Genomic DNA, 18,739 nt, shown 5'->3' with positions numbered 1-18,739 from the left:
CAGCGCCACCGTGCGCGCCTACGAAAAGAAGTACGGCCCGCTCGACATCGGCGTGAACACCGCCCCGGCGGCAGCCCCTGCCGCTCCCGCGGCCGCCAAGGCGACCGGCAAGTCGGCCAAGTAACGCCCGCTCCAACCGCCCCCCAAGGTCCAACCTCTTTGGGGGAGGGGGAGGAGCATAGTTTTTCTTTAGGTAAGAGGATTTTATGCCTGTAAAAATCTTTATAAGTCATTCTTGCTCAGATAAACCTGTAATTGAGGCTTTGCAGAGAATGCTTCAGTTGGCGTGTAACTTGAAACAACAAGATTTCTTTTGTACGAGTATTTCTGGAATGGGATGCTCTGGGGGTGATTTTTTTAATGAAACAATCAGAAAATCTCTACAAGAAGCTTCTGTCGTTGTTGCTTATCTTTCTAAAAATTATAAGCAGTCGGAATTTTGTTGTGCAGAATTGGGTGCGACATGGATTTCTAGAGAAAGTAAACTTTTTGTACCTCTATTAGATTCTGAGTTGGACTACAAGGCTTTTGGTGGCGTTCTAAATGGAACGCATTTGTATAAAATAAATGATAAAGCGGATTTACTTTCTACAGTACAGTCAATCATAAAAACATGTCGGTCCAGATCCGATTTGCCTTATCTATCAGATCAGATAGATCATTTTATTAAAGAATTTCCAACGCTAAAAATAAAAGTTCCAAATCCTTTTATTTGTACTGAAGAACAATACAATGCTTTGGTGAATGCGCGTGATTCTTTAAGGACGACAAACGCAGAATTAAATGCGACTATAGAACTTAAAGAAAAAGAGATTGCTCGCTTAAAAGAATTAAAAGATGCCGAAGATGTCAGGAATCTTGAACTTGAAAGCAATAGCGACTCTTTGCAGACCTTTAAGGATGCCGCACATGAGGTGTATTTGAAGGGAAAAGAAATGAATAGTTATGTTCGCAAGTTCATTATTTATGATTATTTCGGCTTGACTGTTAGAGATTGTGATGATGAGGTTTATAGGGAATATGTTAAGGCGAAGGATGCTGGTTATTTAAGGGAACCATTTGACGGCGATTTTCGCGTCAATGAAGAAAATAGGCATGTAAGAAAAATTCATTCTGCTCTAGCGCGATTTAAGGACTTTGCCGAATCTCTAGATGACGAAGCTGCTCGTGTTGTTGAAGACGAATATGATGCTGACTTTAATTTGAATAATACAGAATTTATTGATAAGGTTTTATGCTAGACGACAGGTTTTGGTTATGACTGAAGAAGAAATTGATGCTATTTGGCAAAAAGGCCGAATTGTGCCTGACTATGACCCTTCCAAGTTCAGGAAGGATGCCTGCGGCGCATGGATTGCCCGTGATAAATATGGCGATGCAGATGCCGATTTTGGCTGGGAAGTTGACCATATTTATCCGCAAGCTTTAGGTGGTGGCGACGATGATGTAAACAAAAGACCTCTTCATTGCAAAAATAATCGAAGCAAGGGCGATGACTATCCTTCTTATAAGTCTGCAGTGACCGCTCGTGGAAATAAAAATGTTGAGCTTGAACGAATTCTTGTCGTGAATAAGAATAAAATGGAACTCTTGAACTCTATGTATGGAGCGCCCAATGCTTGAAAAAATGACAGTAAAAGGCTTGTTGCATCAGTTCAGTTATGAATTAGACTTTACTAATGAAAACGGACCTGCTGTAAAGTATATTACGGGACCGAATGGATTTGGTAAAACGACAATTTTGAAACTGTTGGTCGCTCTGTATGGTGCCGATTGGAAAACTATGGCGGCTTTGCCGTTTGATTCTTTTGAATGTGTAATGGACGGTAAAACCTTAAGCGTAACAAAAGAAGAGTGGCAGATTATACAAAATGATGATTCAGATGAACAAGATGACCTTGATGTTCGTTTAGACATTTTGTTTGAAGGACAAAAGCCATTGCAGATTTCTGTAAAGGGGCGTGATGGTAAGTTCTACACACCGAAAAAGAGCGGGGACCACTCTGTCGAGATGATACTCTCGCAAAAGAAAATCTTGTACATTCCGGAAACGCGAATCATTGAAAAAAATCTTCCTAAAAGGAACCGAAAAACTCCTGTAAAAACTTGTAATGATTCTTTCATTAAGTATCTGTCGATTCTTTCTGATAAAATAGAGAATTTTCTAAAGAGCAAACTCAAAAATGAATTCCCGGTAAATGAACCCATCGAAGGTTTGAATTTTTCTCTAGTTGACAAAATGCTCGGAATCAACTTAAATTCTGAATTCTTGACGGATGTCAAAAAATATGGTCCAATTGTTGAAAAACTCTTGAACGATGAGTTTTCTATTAAGCACGAAGTTGATAAACTTGAAAAGTTTATGGAACTCATAAATCGATATGAGTTTATCAGCAAGAAAATCTCAATATCCGAGAAAGATGGTTTCCGGTTTAAGCTGACGGACAAATACAATACGATTGTCGATTTAGATGATTTGTCGTCTGGCGAACGGCAGTATTTGATGCTTGTTTATAAAATGCTGTTTGAATCTAGCGAACATACTTTAGTTCTTGTCGATGAACCTGAAAATTCCATGCATATGTCTTGGATTCTTGAGTTTCCCAAAGTCATCAAGGAACTTTGTAAATGGAGTGATTTGCAATTCATTATCTGCACCCATAATTCCAACATTTTTGAACAAAGATGGGATATGTCGCAGGACTTGTTTGAAAAGAGTCAACTGAGGAAGGCAGAATGATTCAAGCTCCATTGCAAGAAGTGACGGAAGAAAATCGTCCTAGAGACACCTTAGGTGCGATTCACCAAAGTATCAATTCGCATATGCAAGCGATGTGGGTTATTGTTGAAGATGAGCCTGATGTTTTGGTTTATAGTAAATTCTTTTCAACGGACCGCTTAAATGTCCGGTCATCATCGATAAACAAAAGAAAGAGTTGTAAGAATGTTGAAAAAATCGTAGATACAATATTAAACGAAAATTATGAAAAAATTATAGGAATTAGAGACAGAGATTCTATCGACTTCTTGCCTGCTTATACGTTAAAAAAGAATGTATTCTTGACAGATCAGCGTGATATTGAAATGCAAATGCTCAAGACCAATGGTGTTGTTTTGTTACTTAAACAAAAGGATTCTGGTATTGAACAGAAAATTGAAAACGTCAAGCCGCTTGCTAGAGCTATAGGATGTTATCGAATCTTTAATGACATTAAAGAGTTTGGTTATTCATTCAACAAGAAATTAAAAATAGGTCGTTTTAGAGACGATAAAGCCCATGTTCTTAAACAGGGCGCTTTAGTAGAGCTAGATAGTTCCTTTTTTGAAGGAAGAACGGAGCAAGATAGGAACGATTTTGATAATCTTAAAGATGTTTGTGATTTAAAAGATTTCGCGTTGGTTTGTAATGGGCATGATTTTCTTGCTTTATTAGATTGCTTAGCGACTATTCCGCATTTGAAGGAATTTCTGCCTCAATGCTACGATATGGATGCTTTTAAGCAGTCTACCCTTTATACTGATTTAAAAAACTGGGCTGATAGTAATAATGTTTCACTATTTGAGGGAACATAAAAGTTTTTGCAAGAATGAAAGAGTTCAAGGACAATCCCTTTATAATCGAGTCGCTGGAACAGCGGCAGATGATGAATGGCGCACCCGGCGTTATCTTGACGCCGGACGGCATTGAACAGCCCGAAGCCGTTATCGAGGCCCCGGCGGTGATTGGCGAGATGGAACAGTCCGTCAATGTGACCCCAAACGACGCCGACTTCTTGACCAGGGCGAGCATCAAGCAGCTTGCCAATACGGAATTTGTCCGTAATCCCGAGACGGGGCTGTATGTGGCAGAAGATTCCGGCGAAATAGTCAAGTCCGTAAACAAGGACTTGATAATAAACCCACAGAAAAATTTTGAAATACAACAGTCCGCGCCGCTGAGCGCTGCGGATATTCAAGCCCTGCTCTCCATAGACCCGGACAATCTGCGTGGCAGTGGCAACACAAAAGTTTAATAATAGGAGTACAAATTATGAACAAGTTCAAGACTCTACTTTTCTTAGCCGTGTTTGGCGGAATCGGCCTTTGGGGATGTGATGATTCTTCGTCGGCTTCTAGCAATGGACCGGATGAGAATGCGGCGGTTGATTCTTCATCTTCAATCTGTAAAGATTGTGAAGATGAATCAAGTAGTTCTTCTAAAAAGATTGAATCCTCTGATGAAAAGGATGTTGGGACGTCGAGTGATGCCAAATCAAATAGCTTGTCTTCGTCTAGTAGGAAAAACGATGCTAGTTCATCATCCAAGAGAGACGATTCGTTATCAAGTAGTAGTTCATATATTTATCATGAATGTGAAAATGGTGCAACTACAACAACTATTGATAGGTTGTGTACAGTTTTTTTTAGTTGTGTGGATTGGATGTGGACTATTGACTCGACTGTATGTGCGGAGAAACCCAAAGAATACCCAGTGATGGATAGTTTGTTCGCTACAGAATATGAACCTGTTTATAGTGAATTTGAAGATCCGAGAGATCATCAGGTGTATAAGACGACAATTCTCCATTTGCGCGGTAGTGACGGAAGACTTGTTGACGATGTTTTAATTGAGGTGTTTGCCCAGAACCTGAACTACGGTGAGATGATTGACACCAGTATAAAAATACACGATGATGCCAAGGTGGAAAAGTATTGCGACTTGAATGACGAATGGTTCTGCAACAATGGCTGGGGCGGCAGGTACACATGGAGCGAGGCTATGGCACTCCCCGCCAAGTATGATTCTGTGCTTTGGAAAGATACCGTGGGCGGCGATACGCGGATACACCAAGGTATTTGCCCTGACAAGTGGCATATAATGAACGCCTATGAATGGAAAAACTTCACTTCATCTGCAGGGGAAGATTTAGCATCAAAGGTGAATTGGAAGTTGAACAAACGATATGTAAATTCAACAGGAATGTCTGTGCTTTTCCAGATGAAAACCTACAAAGAAAATTGGGGTTTAGCAACCTTTCATTATCCAGTCGAAAGAGATCCATCGTGGATTTTTGTGGAAGACTTAAGTGAGAACTATGCCAAGCATAGCAGTACTGCTGTAAAGAATGGTAATTATTTTTATGTTCGTTGTGTAAGAGATTACTAATAGAAGTGTTATTATAAGTAAAATTTCAACAAACAGATTTCCTAAGGGGTTCCTATGTCTAATTCTAAAAAGAACAAAATGTTCAAGAAAAACAATCGTTTTGATTGCAGGATTGAGCAACTTGAACCGAGACTTATGATGGATGCTACGGCAGATGACTGGAATCAGGAAGCGCTCCAGTTGAATGTAAATGCCGCAAGTATATTTGTTTCGAGTTCGGACTATCAAAAATGGGCAAATACGAACATCCGCACCCTGTTTGTTAAAGATTCTAACAATGATGTTAGGATTGCTAAAGCCAAAGACTTGATCGATGATAATCAGGCAATAAGTCTTTTATCTTTAAATTCTAGTGAAGTTGCAAATTTGAAGCAGATTATGGGTTCCGCTTCCCAAATTGCTAAAAGTAGCTATAGACAAAGCTTGCTGAATACGGCTCCTTTTAATGGTATAAATGACCCGAATACAAGTGCCGAGGAAAAGCAGAGTCTAATAAATAGCCTTGATTCTGCTGTAAATCAGCATAAATTTAGTGCAACTGAAATGGCCGTGTATTTGAATGCTTTGGCAAGCACTTCAGGCTTTGTTTTTGGTGTTGATGCAGAATCTGATAGCCTTGTAGTCAGTATCGTAAAACATGAGACGGCTACGAACCCAGACATTGCTGCGAATGTGACAGGATTTGCAAATGTGGCAACAAACTTGCAGGGTGTAAATGTAGACGGCGATGACAATGTTGACCGAAATGCCTCGTTCTCCGTAAAACTTGATGGAGCATCTAATCCAGAATACATTAATCAGACTGTTTCTGTTGCCGCTCATTTTAGACAATATACGCAGCAAGATGTAGATGAGGAATCAGATTCTGAAAGAAAGGCCGAACTTGAAGATTTTCTTCAGGCAAATGGGAACGTTCTCGAATATAAGTCGGTGGCAGATGCTGACGAAAGTGTTCCGGATTACTCTGTTGGATTGGGACTTTCTGCTGCTGGGGTAAATGAAATTTTCAAGGCAGACTTAGACTTCGATGTGGTTGAGTCGTCCCGTATTTCCGGGCTAGTAAGTTCGACAGGTGTGAAACTGGTTTGTGATGAAAATACTCACGTATGGTCCTGGGTTGGGGCCGCCGATGTCGAGAGTATCGAGCATGCTACCATGGGACTCATTCTGCAGAAACTTTCGGACCTTTCGGCGTGGCTGAATCGAAATTCAACCGTTACGCCTGACAATCCTGTGCCGTTACTGTATGATTCCTTTGCTGGGGTTCTTAGCCAAAATGCAACGGAGTACGCAAAACTGCCGTCGCTTTTGAATAATCTTTTAAACAAGCCTCCTAAGTCGTTGCAAGAATTGCACGAAATAATGAAAAATGATGTGGCGACTCCGGTAGAATTGAACGGCGATGAACTCTTGCTTTCGTTCAAATTGAGTGTACCAGAGGAAAATTCGCAAAATGTATCCATCGCTGTTGATGAGTTAAGTAGGCTTGGGTTTACAGTAACAAGAAATGAGTCTCTCGCTTTGCGGACTAGTGCAATTCTGGAGTTTACTTTATCCATTGACTTAACTGCACAGATGAGGGCGGATGGGACAACTTTTTTGAAAGATGTCGTAGCCGAAGAAAACATTCTTGATTTCTATGGAAGACAATCTGTTTCTGTTGACAATAATTTTGATTTGAAATTTGTTGGGACACCGGCATATTCAGACGCACGCTCTGGAATTTGCTTGTATAAAAATGTTACTATAGAGGCGGGGTATGTTGGCGGTTTTAGTCTTGCGATGCCCGCTAGTTTTAATAAAGAATTTGAACTGAAATGGAACGACTTGAATGATGCAATAAAGTTTTACGCAACAGACGTCGAAGAGTTAGTTTCTGCGATCCAGGCTACTTTTACAGAAAGCGGTGTGAACATTCATGCCTATAATGCTGGCAGCGAAATTTTTCTTGTAAAAGGGGATAAATGTAATGTAGCGAGCGTCAAGTTAGATTCCACGGATTTTACGTCATGCTATGTGAAAGTTGTAGAAAATACACCTATTGATGTTAAGGGTGGAGACATTGTCCTCACTTTTGACGGCAATGTAGAAACGATAACAATTGGCGCTTCCGATAATCTCGATCGCGGGACAGTTATTAGTCAAATAAATGAGAAATTGGCTGGAATTGATGACGGTATATTTAGTGCTTCGTTCAAAGACGGCTTGTTTGCGATTGAGTGCAAAGATAATATGTCGTTTGATGTATCGGGGACATTCTTTAGCAACAACAACCTTTTTATTTCTGGAGTAACCTCAAAAATAAGTTCAGCCTTTTGCCTGAAAATTACCATTGAAAATACCTCTACCCCAGCTGAAGAATATTTTGTTGATTTGGCGTCGTGGTATAACGGTTTGCCCAAAACAGAACAGGCTAGCCTTTGTTTAAACGCGATTATTGCAAAAATATGTGAAATTTGCGAAAATAAGATAGTGTTTGATGGAACACGCCTTGTCGGCGCTGATGGCTACAATCTTGTTTCCGTGGAAGTGGTTGGGGGAACACTTGGTTCAATTCTTGGCTTGGCAGGCAAGGCGGACGATGGTGCCCGTTTTGAACTAGATGCCTTGCTTTTGAGCGCCCTTGATGCTGTCAAGTATAAAAAATTTGACCTTGTGTTGGAAAATAAACTCATAGGTGATGTGGATATCGATGCCCGCGTGGGAATGCTTGGAGAGCATTTCTCTGCAAATGGCGTGAATATGGGCCATCAGGTGGAATTGAAGTATGACGATACAAAGGGACTTGCGCAACTGCCCGATACGGATGTCCTTGCGATACATCAGAGTATAGCGACGCTTGCTACCGATTTTGAAAATGCGTATAACACGCTGACAACTTGCTTGGACAAGGTCTTTGACGGAACGGCCTTGACAACAACCAACATAAGTAGTTATGTTGATTTGCTATCGTCAATTGATGGCTTTGTTAATATCACTCATAGTCTGAAAGACCGAATTGAAAATGTATGGAATTTTGTCAATCAAGAATACGGGAGTATTGTCGCGGAATTTGAAGGAAGTAAAGATGTCTTTTTGAATGGTATACAGTCAATTTCCAATCGAATGAGCCAAATAAGTTATGGAAGTGGTTTACTTGAGTTTATAAATAATCCGTTGAACGTTTCTAATATTATTGTTGTACTTTCAAATTTACAAAGTGCACGAAATTTAATAAATCTGACATTATCTTCATCTGCCTCAACATACGTCCAATCTATCAAGACCCTCTTTAATAATATATCTTCTTCAATTGAGACATATCTTGGTGTTGGCAATTGGCATGTGACCAAGACTACTTTGACGGGAACGTCCAACACAATCACCGTAAACTCAGAAGGCTTAAGCGGGTTCAATTTGGGAAGCTTTGGTCTTGCCAATGATGTTACCGTGGTCAACGACACTGTCCAAGGTTTGATTAGTGGGGCATCCATAGCCTCAGCCCTGAACTGGGACACAACTGGACTTTCCGAGGATACCCTCAAGGTATGGAGCGGGGTTGAACTGGGTGGTGCGATGAAGGCTGCTGCCGCCGATTTTGCACAAAATTTATTGGGCTATAACGCAGAGGGGCATCCTGTTGCCGGAAATTCTCTTTTTGAAAAATCGGACATCCTCACATCTGAAATTCCCTTTATAGGCAAGTCGATGGCAGATTTGTGCGGATTCAATGCAAAACTAGATGAATTCCGTCGTGTGCTAGCAAGTGTCAATGGACTCACTGTCCAGGATTTTGCTACCCAGTTGCTGGACAGAATTGGCATGTCTGTTTCGAACCTGAAGGTATTGCAGGTTGCGGAAGGTGAGGAACAAAAACACCGCATCCAGATGGATTTTGTCTGGAAGTACGAAGTCAAGAATGGAAAGTTTGTCCTAAATGACATCGGCTCGAATGAAGTTCATATTGGGGGAGCCCTGGATGTAAATCTCAATGTTTCTTTTGCTTTCCAGATTAGTATGGTGCTGGAATATGATCCGACTGTCGATGGAAAGGTAAAGGTGAATTTTATTCCCGTCGAAATAAATGGAACTGCACAGAAACTGATTGATGCTACTGCCATCATCGAAAAAAATCCGCTGGCAGGGGACCTGCATCTGTATATAGGCGACTTGCAGGCCCCGCTGGTAGAAATTGTTGAGGGAAGTAACATCTTCCTAAATTTTTCGTGTGGTGTGAATCTTAATGAAAATGCGAGTGTACTCGGTTTGTCAGTTGACAATGCGAATATAAATGCCCAAGGAAAAATAAATCTAAGTGTACTGGGGCAAAAAGCCGGCTATATTGAAATTGGCTGTGGTGAAAACGGAACAGGTTTAGTTGATTTAACGGATTCTATTTCAAAACTTATTCCGAGTGTAGGAATTTTATCTAATCCTGTCGATAAAACCGGTTTGTGGGTGGATGCTACCCAGGTGAATATTGATTTCAATGTAACATCCCTTTTTGAACAGGTTCGGCTTGTGTCCGATGGTTTGTCACAAGTATTCCGTCGTGCCATCAGTGGTGTCAATAAGGCAGTCTTGCGTGATTCTGTACGCAACATCCCCTTTATTGGGGACAGGATTGTTGGGGTCGCGGATAGTCTTACAAAGTTGGATGAGTCCTTTATAGAACCGTTTAGAAATTTTGTGAACAAGGCGCAGAATTTGAATGCCGAGATGGTGGCCTTCAAACTTTACAACTTGTTGAAGGGGGCAAACATACTCGGGCAATTAGAAGATTGTTCCAATGATTCTGATACGGAATTGGAACAATACAAGTGGGCCGGTATGTTTTTCAATAAGTTCTATAATGGAATTCAGTATTATGAAAACACTGATGAGGCCTACTGGCGTATTAGAATTTGTGGAAACTATGATCTAGATCCTGATGCCGATTTTGATCTCGGCTTCCCGGGGCTTGGTTTGCGCTCTGAAGGTGGACTTAGGATTTCTCTTACATGGAGCCTTGATATCGGATTTGGAATTTCGAAGGATAAAGGCGCATTTTTGTTGCTCGACGACGGTAATGACTTTAAAGTTACGCTGAACGTGAATACGAAGGATGGCTTTGAGGTTGATGGAACGCTCGGGTTCATGAAGATGAGTCTGAGGGATAATACTGGTGTTGATAACAGTAAGGCTTTTGGTGACAAAGACGGATTTGAGGTAAAACTTGATGTTGACCTGAATAATCAAAAGGATGAGCTGGTCAATGTACACAATGTCGGTTCTGGCATATCCGTAAAGGCGGAAATCGACGCTGAACTTAAAAAGACATGGGAACTTGCGCTCTCGGCAGGGAGCAGGTTCCCTGAATTGGATGTGGATATTTACATTGACTGGTCTGCCAAGACGGGGGCTGCTTCGAATGGTTTGAATGAACTCTCGTTCAAGAACGTAAAATTCAAGGGCGGTACCTTCATAGACAAAACCGTTGCTCCCGTACTTGAAAACATACGGAAAGTCATTGAACCTATTCAGCCTCTTATCAAGTTTTTGCAATCTGAAATTCCTGTATTGAATAAGTTACCTGCCGGTAAAGTGCATATAACCGTGCTGGACTTGATAAAGATGTACGGTTCCAAGAACGACATGGATTTCGGCTTTATCGACGACATTGTTAAACTGAATAATCTGGTGCAACAGTTCGGTAACGGAACAAATGAAGACCTTATTGTGGAATTGCCTGACTTTGTACTGTGGAAAGAAAATTCCTATACGGGTACGGAACGTAGTGTTAGAGAAAATGCAAATAATGCTTCGCTTGATTTTCTTTCTGGTGCTAGCAAGAATATTGATGCCTATGTTCAGCAGTTGCGCGAAACATTTACACTAGGCGGCAATTCAATTTCAATTAGTGGCTTGGAAGAATTTGCAAATGCATTGAACGGCTTTGATTTGCCTGATTTTGACTCGACTACTGGGGCTATGTCTACATCGTCGCTATCGGTTAATGGCGGTAGGGGGTGGGCTTTCCCTATACTCGAAAATCCGTTGACTGAAATTGGGGGGCTTCTTTTCGGGCGCGATGCCACGCTTGTCACTTACAATATGTCGCCACTCAAGTTTGATTTCGACTGGAAAAATAGTTATCCGATTGTTGGCCCTCTATGTGCTGATATCGGTTTTAATTTTGGTGTTTGTATCGACTTGACATTCGGTTACGATACTCATGGACTAAGCCGCTGGAAGGATAGCGGCTACAAGAACATGGGCCTATTACTTGACGGGTTCTACATTGCCGACTGGAACGAAAACGGCAAGGATACTGCCGAGGTGATATTCCATTCTGGTGTCGTGGCCGGGGCAAGCGTTGCCGGTCGCGCGGGTATCAATGTAGGATTGAACTTTGATGTAAATCTTGATTTCAATGACCCGAATAATGATGGCAAACTCCGTATGGGTGAACTTGCTGACATGTGGAAATTGAATCCTATTTACATATTCGATGCATCGGCGACTATTGATGCAGAGGCCTATGCCTATCTGGATTACTTTTTTGGTCGTAAAAAATGGACCTTGTGGAGCAGCGGAGCCTTCGAATTGTTCGATACAGCGTCTAAATCGGGAAAGTCCGATAATCCCGTCCTTGTTTCAGACAATGGCGATTACCTTGTTGTAAATGTAGGTGAGTATGCGTCTAACCGTGTCCACAGAAATCTTGCTGACGGTAATGACGATGTGACGATTACATTTACCGGCGCAAGAAAGGGGACTGTTTCTTGGAATAACTCCGAGGCATATGATTTTGACTTGGACAAAGACCCGGATAAACCCTTGAAGGGAATCTGTGTTTATGCCGGTCAGGGCAAGGATAATATAACGATGACATCGGGTGATTTGGAGATTGAAGCTGATGTCATTGTTTATGGTGGGGATGGAGATGATGTTATTAACGCTTCCGGTTTGAAATTGGCGGAAGGCTTTAATGCTATGCTTGTGGGCGGTATAGGTATTGACCGCATAACCGGAGCTGTGGGTAATGGAAATAACTTCATCTTTGGTGAAACCGGTCGCTATGTAATGGACAAGAATAAGAAGAATGTACTTCTTGCAGAAACTCTCCCCGCAGATGGAGTTGTTTCTGGAAATGTCTTGACAGGTGGAGCTGGTAAGAATTTCATCTTTGGAGGCGAAGGTGCGGATATAATCTATGCCGGAATTGAGACTAATTACCTGTTCGGTGACCGGGGGCGCATTGAAATAAGCGCAGCGGATTTGCCTGAGGCAAGTCGCTACGACCTGTTCGACGAAGGTGAAGACGACCTGATATACGGAAGTGATGGTGATGACCATATTTATGGTGGTGCCGGTAACGACTGGATTGAAGGTTTTGCTGGAAATGATGAAATTATTGCAGGTCAGGGCAATGATATCGTATTTGGAGGCAATGGCATCGATACGATTCATGGTGGCGACGGAGATGACTTAATATTCGGTGATACTCCTTACAATTCTAATATGGTTATTGTGACCGATGAAGGTGGAATTCTGCCGTATGTCTACGTTTCCAAGGAATTCAAGAAAGGTTCGCATCCATTATTTGATCCGAATAATGAAATTGCATTGAGAACACCTGAGGAACATTACATAAGTACGCTTTCCCAATATGGTGCAACTTTGAAATCTAGCTCAGGGATGCTGTCCAACAGCACTGATTTCATTTATGGTGAGAATGGCTCCGATGTAATTTTTGGTGATGATGGAAAAAATAATGTTGACTTGCTGGAAAACGAAGTGCTTTCTGGCGGTAACGATGTGATAGATGGCGGTGCCGATAATGACTTTATTGACGGTGATGCCGGTGATGACCGTATAATGGGTGGTTCTGGTGAAGATATCCTTTACGGTGGTCAGGGAAATGATACCCTTGAGGGTGGTGCCGGAAATGATATCGTGTTTGGTGATGACGGTTGGGCTGGGTATAATGCTGGGGCTTTAAGCGCCTCTGCAAATTGGTTTGGGACAGAAGGCCTAAATAATAAGCTTGTCTTTGGTGAAACAGTTAAATCTTTCCTAGACAATTTCAAAATAGATTTCAACGCCTTGGCAGAAACTGTTGGTGGAAATGATTCCATTATTGCTGGCAATGGTTCCGATATCGTTGACGGCCAAAGTGGTGATGACCTCTATGAAATTAATTTTATGGGAAGTTATAATAGGGCATATACCAATATTATTGAATCGGGTGTTGATATCAACGATATTTTAACCGTAAATGGAACTTTAGAAGCCGATGATGTTCTTGTTCGTCGATCAGAACCGAATGAAATAAATGCTTCAACTAATGTCAAATTGGGCTTTGTTGCACTTTTGCCAGATGAGGAAGAACTATCGCCAACAGATAATCCGAAAGCTGAAAAAAGCCAAATTGAAAGAATCAATTTCTGGAATGTTCGCAATAATGGTGGTGTTGAGAAATTGAATCTTAATACGGGTGCTGGAAAAGACAATATAACGATAGATGGAACTCTAACTGCTATTGCTGTTGATGCCGGTGCAGGAAATGATACAATAAATGTCGGTCAACTTTTCCAAACAGGTCGTTTGCCGAATGAAGAAAATAATATTCAGCAACTTGATGGATTCGCTACAACGCTAACAACTCAAGGGTATTTAAGTAATGGCGTTGAACATTCGACAAGTATTTATGGAGGCTCTGGAGATGATACCTTCAATATGTTGCATACTAGTGCCGCCATATCACTTTCTGGCGGTACGGGTGACGACACATTTAATGTTGCAACATTCCAAAAGGCCGATGCTGAAGGTAATCCTGATGGCATAGTGCAAAATGCTCCTGTTACACTTCTTGGCGGTGCCGGCAACGATACGATGAGTGTTGCCGGAACGGAAGCTGACGATACCTTTGTGATTTCAGAGGGCTCGATACAGTCTTCCGGTGTAAATCTACAGGCCGTGAGCATAGAAAATCAAAATGCTTATGGTGGTGCTGGAGATGATGAATTTTACGTACTAGACCCTCTTGAAAACTCTGTTGTTTATCTAAACGGGAATGAAGGTAACGATAGTTTCTATAATGGCGGTTCGCAGAGTGATTTGCCTTATATTATGGTTGATAACATTGACTATAAGGGACATAGTGGGATAATTTCTCATACGGTTGAATCAAATACGGACAAATATCGTCAGAAAAAAACAGATTCGATAGCTGTAAATATTCGGGACAACGACATTGATGCTGATGAAACTCGGACTGTTGTTGATATTCTCTTTACAGATGAACAAGGCAATTTAGTTTCTGAACCCCATGCCGTTATCAGGGAGGGGAATGGTGTAACGACTGTTTATGGAATTAAACTCTCTCGTGCTCCAGCACAAGGAGAAGAAATTGCCATTACAGTCTATGCGCCAGAGATGGCTAATGACAGTTTTGCAAAGGCCGAACGTGGTGTCTTCTTAGTTGATGCTGACGGCGGTCTAGCAAGTTCGGTAACACTAAGATTTAATTCAACAAATTACAATTGTGCTCAGTTTGTCAGATTGATTGCTTTGTCTGATAATATTCGCGAAGGAGACGATCATATTGCTTTGTTGCATGGTGTTGCTTGTGAACCGACAACAAAAGTGAATCCATGCCGAAACGTTATTCTATTCCTGGAAGATGATCGTAAAACAGAACGTTTTGATGAATCAGGAAACTCGATTGATTTAAATAGAAATGCATTTACAGAAACTCTAACAAGAACTATCTCTCAGGATGAAGCGGATAATAAATCTTTTACTATAGGCCTACATTCGTCTGCTGTAGTTGAAGATTTTTATGTCTGGTATGAAGGGATGCCCGATGATATTGAATTTGAATATCATATGGCGCAAAATGCTTTGACAGTAAGATGGGTTAACAATGCTATTCCCGCAGGGACAACATTGTTTGTCAATTACACCGCTTTGTCGATGCAGTTAGACAACACAAGCTATGTTAATCTTAAGTATGAAACTGATGACTTGGGTTATTTAGTTTTGGGTACTGATTACTCAACGACTACATTAAATCCTTATACAAATGATTCGGTAGATGGATTCTCTTATCGCCTTAATGACGGCAATTCTGAATTGACTTTGAATGCGTGGGATTCTAGTAAACCCGGCTTTGTTCTTTGCTGGATAAAGGAATGCTTGGATTATAACGAAGAGACCAATTCTTTAGAACTCAAGTCTAATATTTATGGTGTGTCTGAGTTGCAAATACAGTTGCCAGACCAAGTAACATCATATGATTTGACTTATGAAGAATCTTATAATCATAGCCATTATTTTAAGCAAATAGACAATACCATTAAAATATTCGATGAAAACAATCTTGACGTTACATCTCAATTCGATGGTGCAACATTGTTGTATCGTGCAGCTTATTGGGTTGGTGGAACAGATGGAAAAATCACTCCCGAAAATGCAGTGTTTTTTGTAGATGAGAATCGTTCGGTTGATTTCCTTGTGGGTGAAGACCACGTTATTTCTAGTAATCGAGTGGCTGATGGAAATGGAGGCTATTCGGAAGAAGGCTATTTTTATAGAATTGAAGGAAGTCAGGTTATAATCTGTTCTAATAAAACAGGTTTGCCTGTAACGGTGTCTGGTTGCTTGAGTGTTGCTCAAAGAAAGCAAATAAATGTTACAGATGAAAAATACGCTTGGGAATCTTTGAGTGCGGCTAATTTTAGCGAACTTGGTTCCAAGGAGAATCCTGATTCTACATGTGGAAAAGTCGTTATTTCGCAAACGAATGGCTCTACAGATGTTGAAGAAGGCGACGCTGTTGACACTTATGCCATTAGCCTAGATGGTGAAGACCTTGTAGGCACTGAAACTGTCAAAGTTACCATTAATACAGTTTTGACACCATATTATAGGGAGGGTGATAAACAATCTCCTGAAAATCTAAGGTATACTAAACAAATAGAAATACGACGCATTGTGTATATTGAAGAAAATGCTGAATCAGAAATTTTCTCGATCACAAATACAACAACAGGAAATACGGCTTTTGATGAAATTTATGTTGAGTTCACAAAAGATCGTTGCAAAGGGTATTTTCTTGTGACTGTTGGGGCAATCGATGATGATGTTGCCGAAAGCGATAATCCAACGCTGGTGCCTATTGGTGAAAGAACTATAGAAAATATTTTGGGAGAAGTGTTAGAAGATGGCGCCGGGTATAAACCGGAATCAATCGGTGAATCTGTATCTATGCTGCGGTATGTTATTCCTTCGAATGAACATCCTGATGATGCTGCGGAGAAAGATGTTAAGACGATTGAGGGGGATTCTTCTACTAGTGAAGAGGACTCTTTCGACGAAACACGAAGTGTTGACCGAATTTTTGTGAACAATATGGATAATCCTTACGATGCCCAAAGTTCAACAAAAGCCTTGATTGATTCTAAAACTGATTCTGCGTCTGTAAGCAATCCGAAGGTGATTTTGGCAGAAGATGCTTTGCTTGTGTCCGATTCAGAATCGATTCATTTTGAGCATACAGATCAAAAGCATATAAACACGTCCGAGGATGTAAAGAAGAATATTGCTTTTGGCAATATGGAATATGGAGAAATTAATCTGGGTACGGGCGCGGACACGGTGGATATCTACAAGTCCATCTACCGCGAGGACGGATTCCAGACCTTTACCGTGATGAACAGCGGCGAAGGTGTCGACACGATCAATGTCCACAGCTACCAGGACGGCGAAGATGACCAGCTGGTGATCAATGCTGGCGAGGGCAACGACACCGTGGCTGCTACTGGTGCGAATGTGACCAAGGAAGGCCTTATCGTGTTCGGCGGCCTCGGCGACGACTCCATTGACGTAGGCAGCGACAGTTCCCTTGTCTTCGGCGACCGTGGCCAGGTGCTGTACCACGACGATGACGGCAACGTGGTGACCCGCCTCGGTGATGATGGCTCGGGAGTGACGGTAAAGGGTGAAGGAAATACCTATACGCCGAGCGAAAACGGTTCCGACTATGCGACAGGCAAGAACAAGGATTTCGAAGCCTACTGGCAGACCGACGGTGTTCGCCGCGGCCCGAGCATTGCCCGCACGGTGACGGAAAACCAGGGCGGGAATGACGTGATAACCCTTGCCGACGGCAGGAATGTCGTTTTCGGCGGGGTGAACGCAACACGAACCGTTCCTGCGGATGCTAGCGAGCACGAAAACGAGAATGAAGTCATTTCGACTGGCAATGGCAACGACCTTGTATTCGGCGATGACGGCTATGCCACCTTCGGAGGGCATGCCGCCCTGGCGGAAGCCCTTGAACAGGAGAATGTTCCCGAAACCCGTACCGAGGCGACGCTCAGTTTCAATTTCATGGGAGCCTCGCAGACGGGACTCTCGTCGGAAGATGTTGCGGGTGCGGCAGATTTCGCGAAGGCGAACTGGAACAATGTGGGCGGTAGCCTCGCCGGGACCTACGGCAACGATGACCGCGAGATTGTGCGCTTCGACGACAACACCCGCGCAAGCGCCGTGAGCGTGAGCTACGGCGGCATCGAGAGCCACCGCAATACGAGCACCGACAACCGCATCAATCTGCAGGCCTACGGCCACAACCTTCCGAACGCCTCTACCGATGCCGATGCGGCGCTCATGAACAGCGGCTACATGACGACCGCCCCTGGCAACCAATGCGACAACAAACTCGAAGTCGCCGTGGATGGCCTTGCGCAGTACTTTACCGATTACAGGGTGGCAGTCTACCTTGACATGCCCGACGCGAACTCCTGGGAAGGCCAGAGCATCCGCAAGGTGAGCCTGTATGTGGGGAACTCGACAGTTGCCCTGCAGAGTTTCTACGTGAACGACTGTGCCGGTTCCAACTTCAACGGCACCTACAAGCGTTCCGAATACACCAGCGCCGAGGACATCCTGGCTGACCTCGCGCACGATGCGGCGGTTCTCTCCGGTGAGCTGACGGGCGATGATGCAGTGCTGATAGACACCACGGGCAACTACGTGGTGTTCGAGGTTCCTGCGGGTGTTGCCGCGGACAACTTCCGCGTGATTGTCGAGGACGGCTACACGCTCGACAACATCAACGGCAAGGACATTCCGGGCATAGCCGCCATCCAGGTGAAGGGAACCCTCCACGCGCAGGATGTGGCTGCCTCTACCGACATAGCCCATGGCGGTGCCGACACGGTTTACACTTCCGGTGGCGATGACATCGTGGTGGGCGGCACGGGTGGCGACACCTTGACGACCTACGGCGACGAGCGCTACGGCATCTACGACAACGATGTTGTGTTCGGCGACAACGCCAAGATGGTGTTCACCGACCGCGACAGCTACGAGGCCACGGCCTCCACGCTCTCGCTTGCCGAGTCGCTTGATTCCCGCACGGTGGCGGGCGACTACAACGACCATATTTACACGGGCGATGGCAACGATGTCGTGGTAGGCGACCAGGGGGCCGACCACATCGAATCCGGCGCGACAGCCGCCGCCGAAGCGATGCTCGACGGAATCCAGGTTGCTTCGTTCAACTTTACCCGCGAGAACGCGACCGCAAGCGAGATGGTTGGGGAGACGGCGGGTGTTGTCGCG

At 43.0% G+C, this 18,739-nt stretch carries 6 protein-coding genes and 1 pseudogene; all 7 read left to right on the top strand.

What is annotated here, in order from left to right; all coding sequences use genetic code 11:
* Window positions 1-206: 206 nt before the first annotated feature.
* Window positions 207-1,241, top strand: a complete 1,035-nt coding sequence (locus BUA40_RS13870; RefSeq protein ID WP_072801445.1) for a toll/interleukin-1 receptor domain-containing protein — start codon at window positions 207-209, stop codon at window positions 1,239-1,241.
* A 16-nt stretch (window positions 1,242-1,257) separates the two neighbouring features.
* Window positions 1,258-1,623: an HNH endonuclease gene (locus BUA40_RS13865; RefSeq protein WP_072801444.1), complete on the top strand. Its 366-nt coding sequence runs from the start codon at window positions 1,258-1,260 to the stop codon at window positions 1,621-1,623.
* Window positions 1,616-2,740, top strand: a complete 1,125-nt coding sequence (locus BUA40_RS13860; protein ID WP_072801443.1) for an AAA family ATPase — start codon at window positions 1,616-1,618, stop codon at window positions 2,738-2,740. The genes BUA40_RS13865 and BUA40_RS13860 overlap by 8 nt, the downstream gene beginning before the upstream one ends.
* A complete protein-coding gene (locus tag BUA40_RS13855; RefSeq protein WP_072801442.1) occupies window positions 2,737-3,573 on the top strand; it encodes a hypothetical protein in 837 nt (278 codons plus the stop codon). The genes BUA40_RS13860 and BUA40_RS13855 overlap by 4 nt, the downstream gene beginning before the upstream one ends.
* 14 nt (window positions 3,574-3,587) lie before the next feature.
* A complete protein-coding gene (locus BUA40_RS13850) occupies window positions 3,588-4,013 on the top strand; it encodes a hypothetical protein (RefSeq protein WP_072801441.1) in 426 nt (141 codons plus the stop codon).
* Between the two features lie 17 nt (window positions 4,014-4,030).
* Window positions 4,031-5,146, top strand: coding sequence for an FISUMP domain-containing protein (locus BUA40_RS14285; protein WP_083585436.1), 1,116 nt, complete (start codon window positions 4,031-4,033; stop codon window positions 5,144-5,146).
* A 54-nt stretch (window positions 5,147-5,200) separates the two neighbouring features.
* Window positions 5,201-18,739, top strand: a pseudogene (locus BUA40_RS13835) (hypothetical protein); the annotation flags it as partial.

Origin of the sequence: Fibrobacter sp. UWT2 (assembly GCF_900142545.1) — a bacterium.
In the GTDB taxonomy this organism is placed as follows: Bacteria; Fibrobacterota; Fibrobacteria; order Fibrobacterales; family Fibrobacteraceae; genus Fibrobacter.
This window is presented reverse-complemented; position numbering and strand designations above follow the sequence as displayed.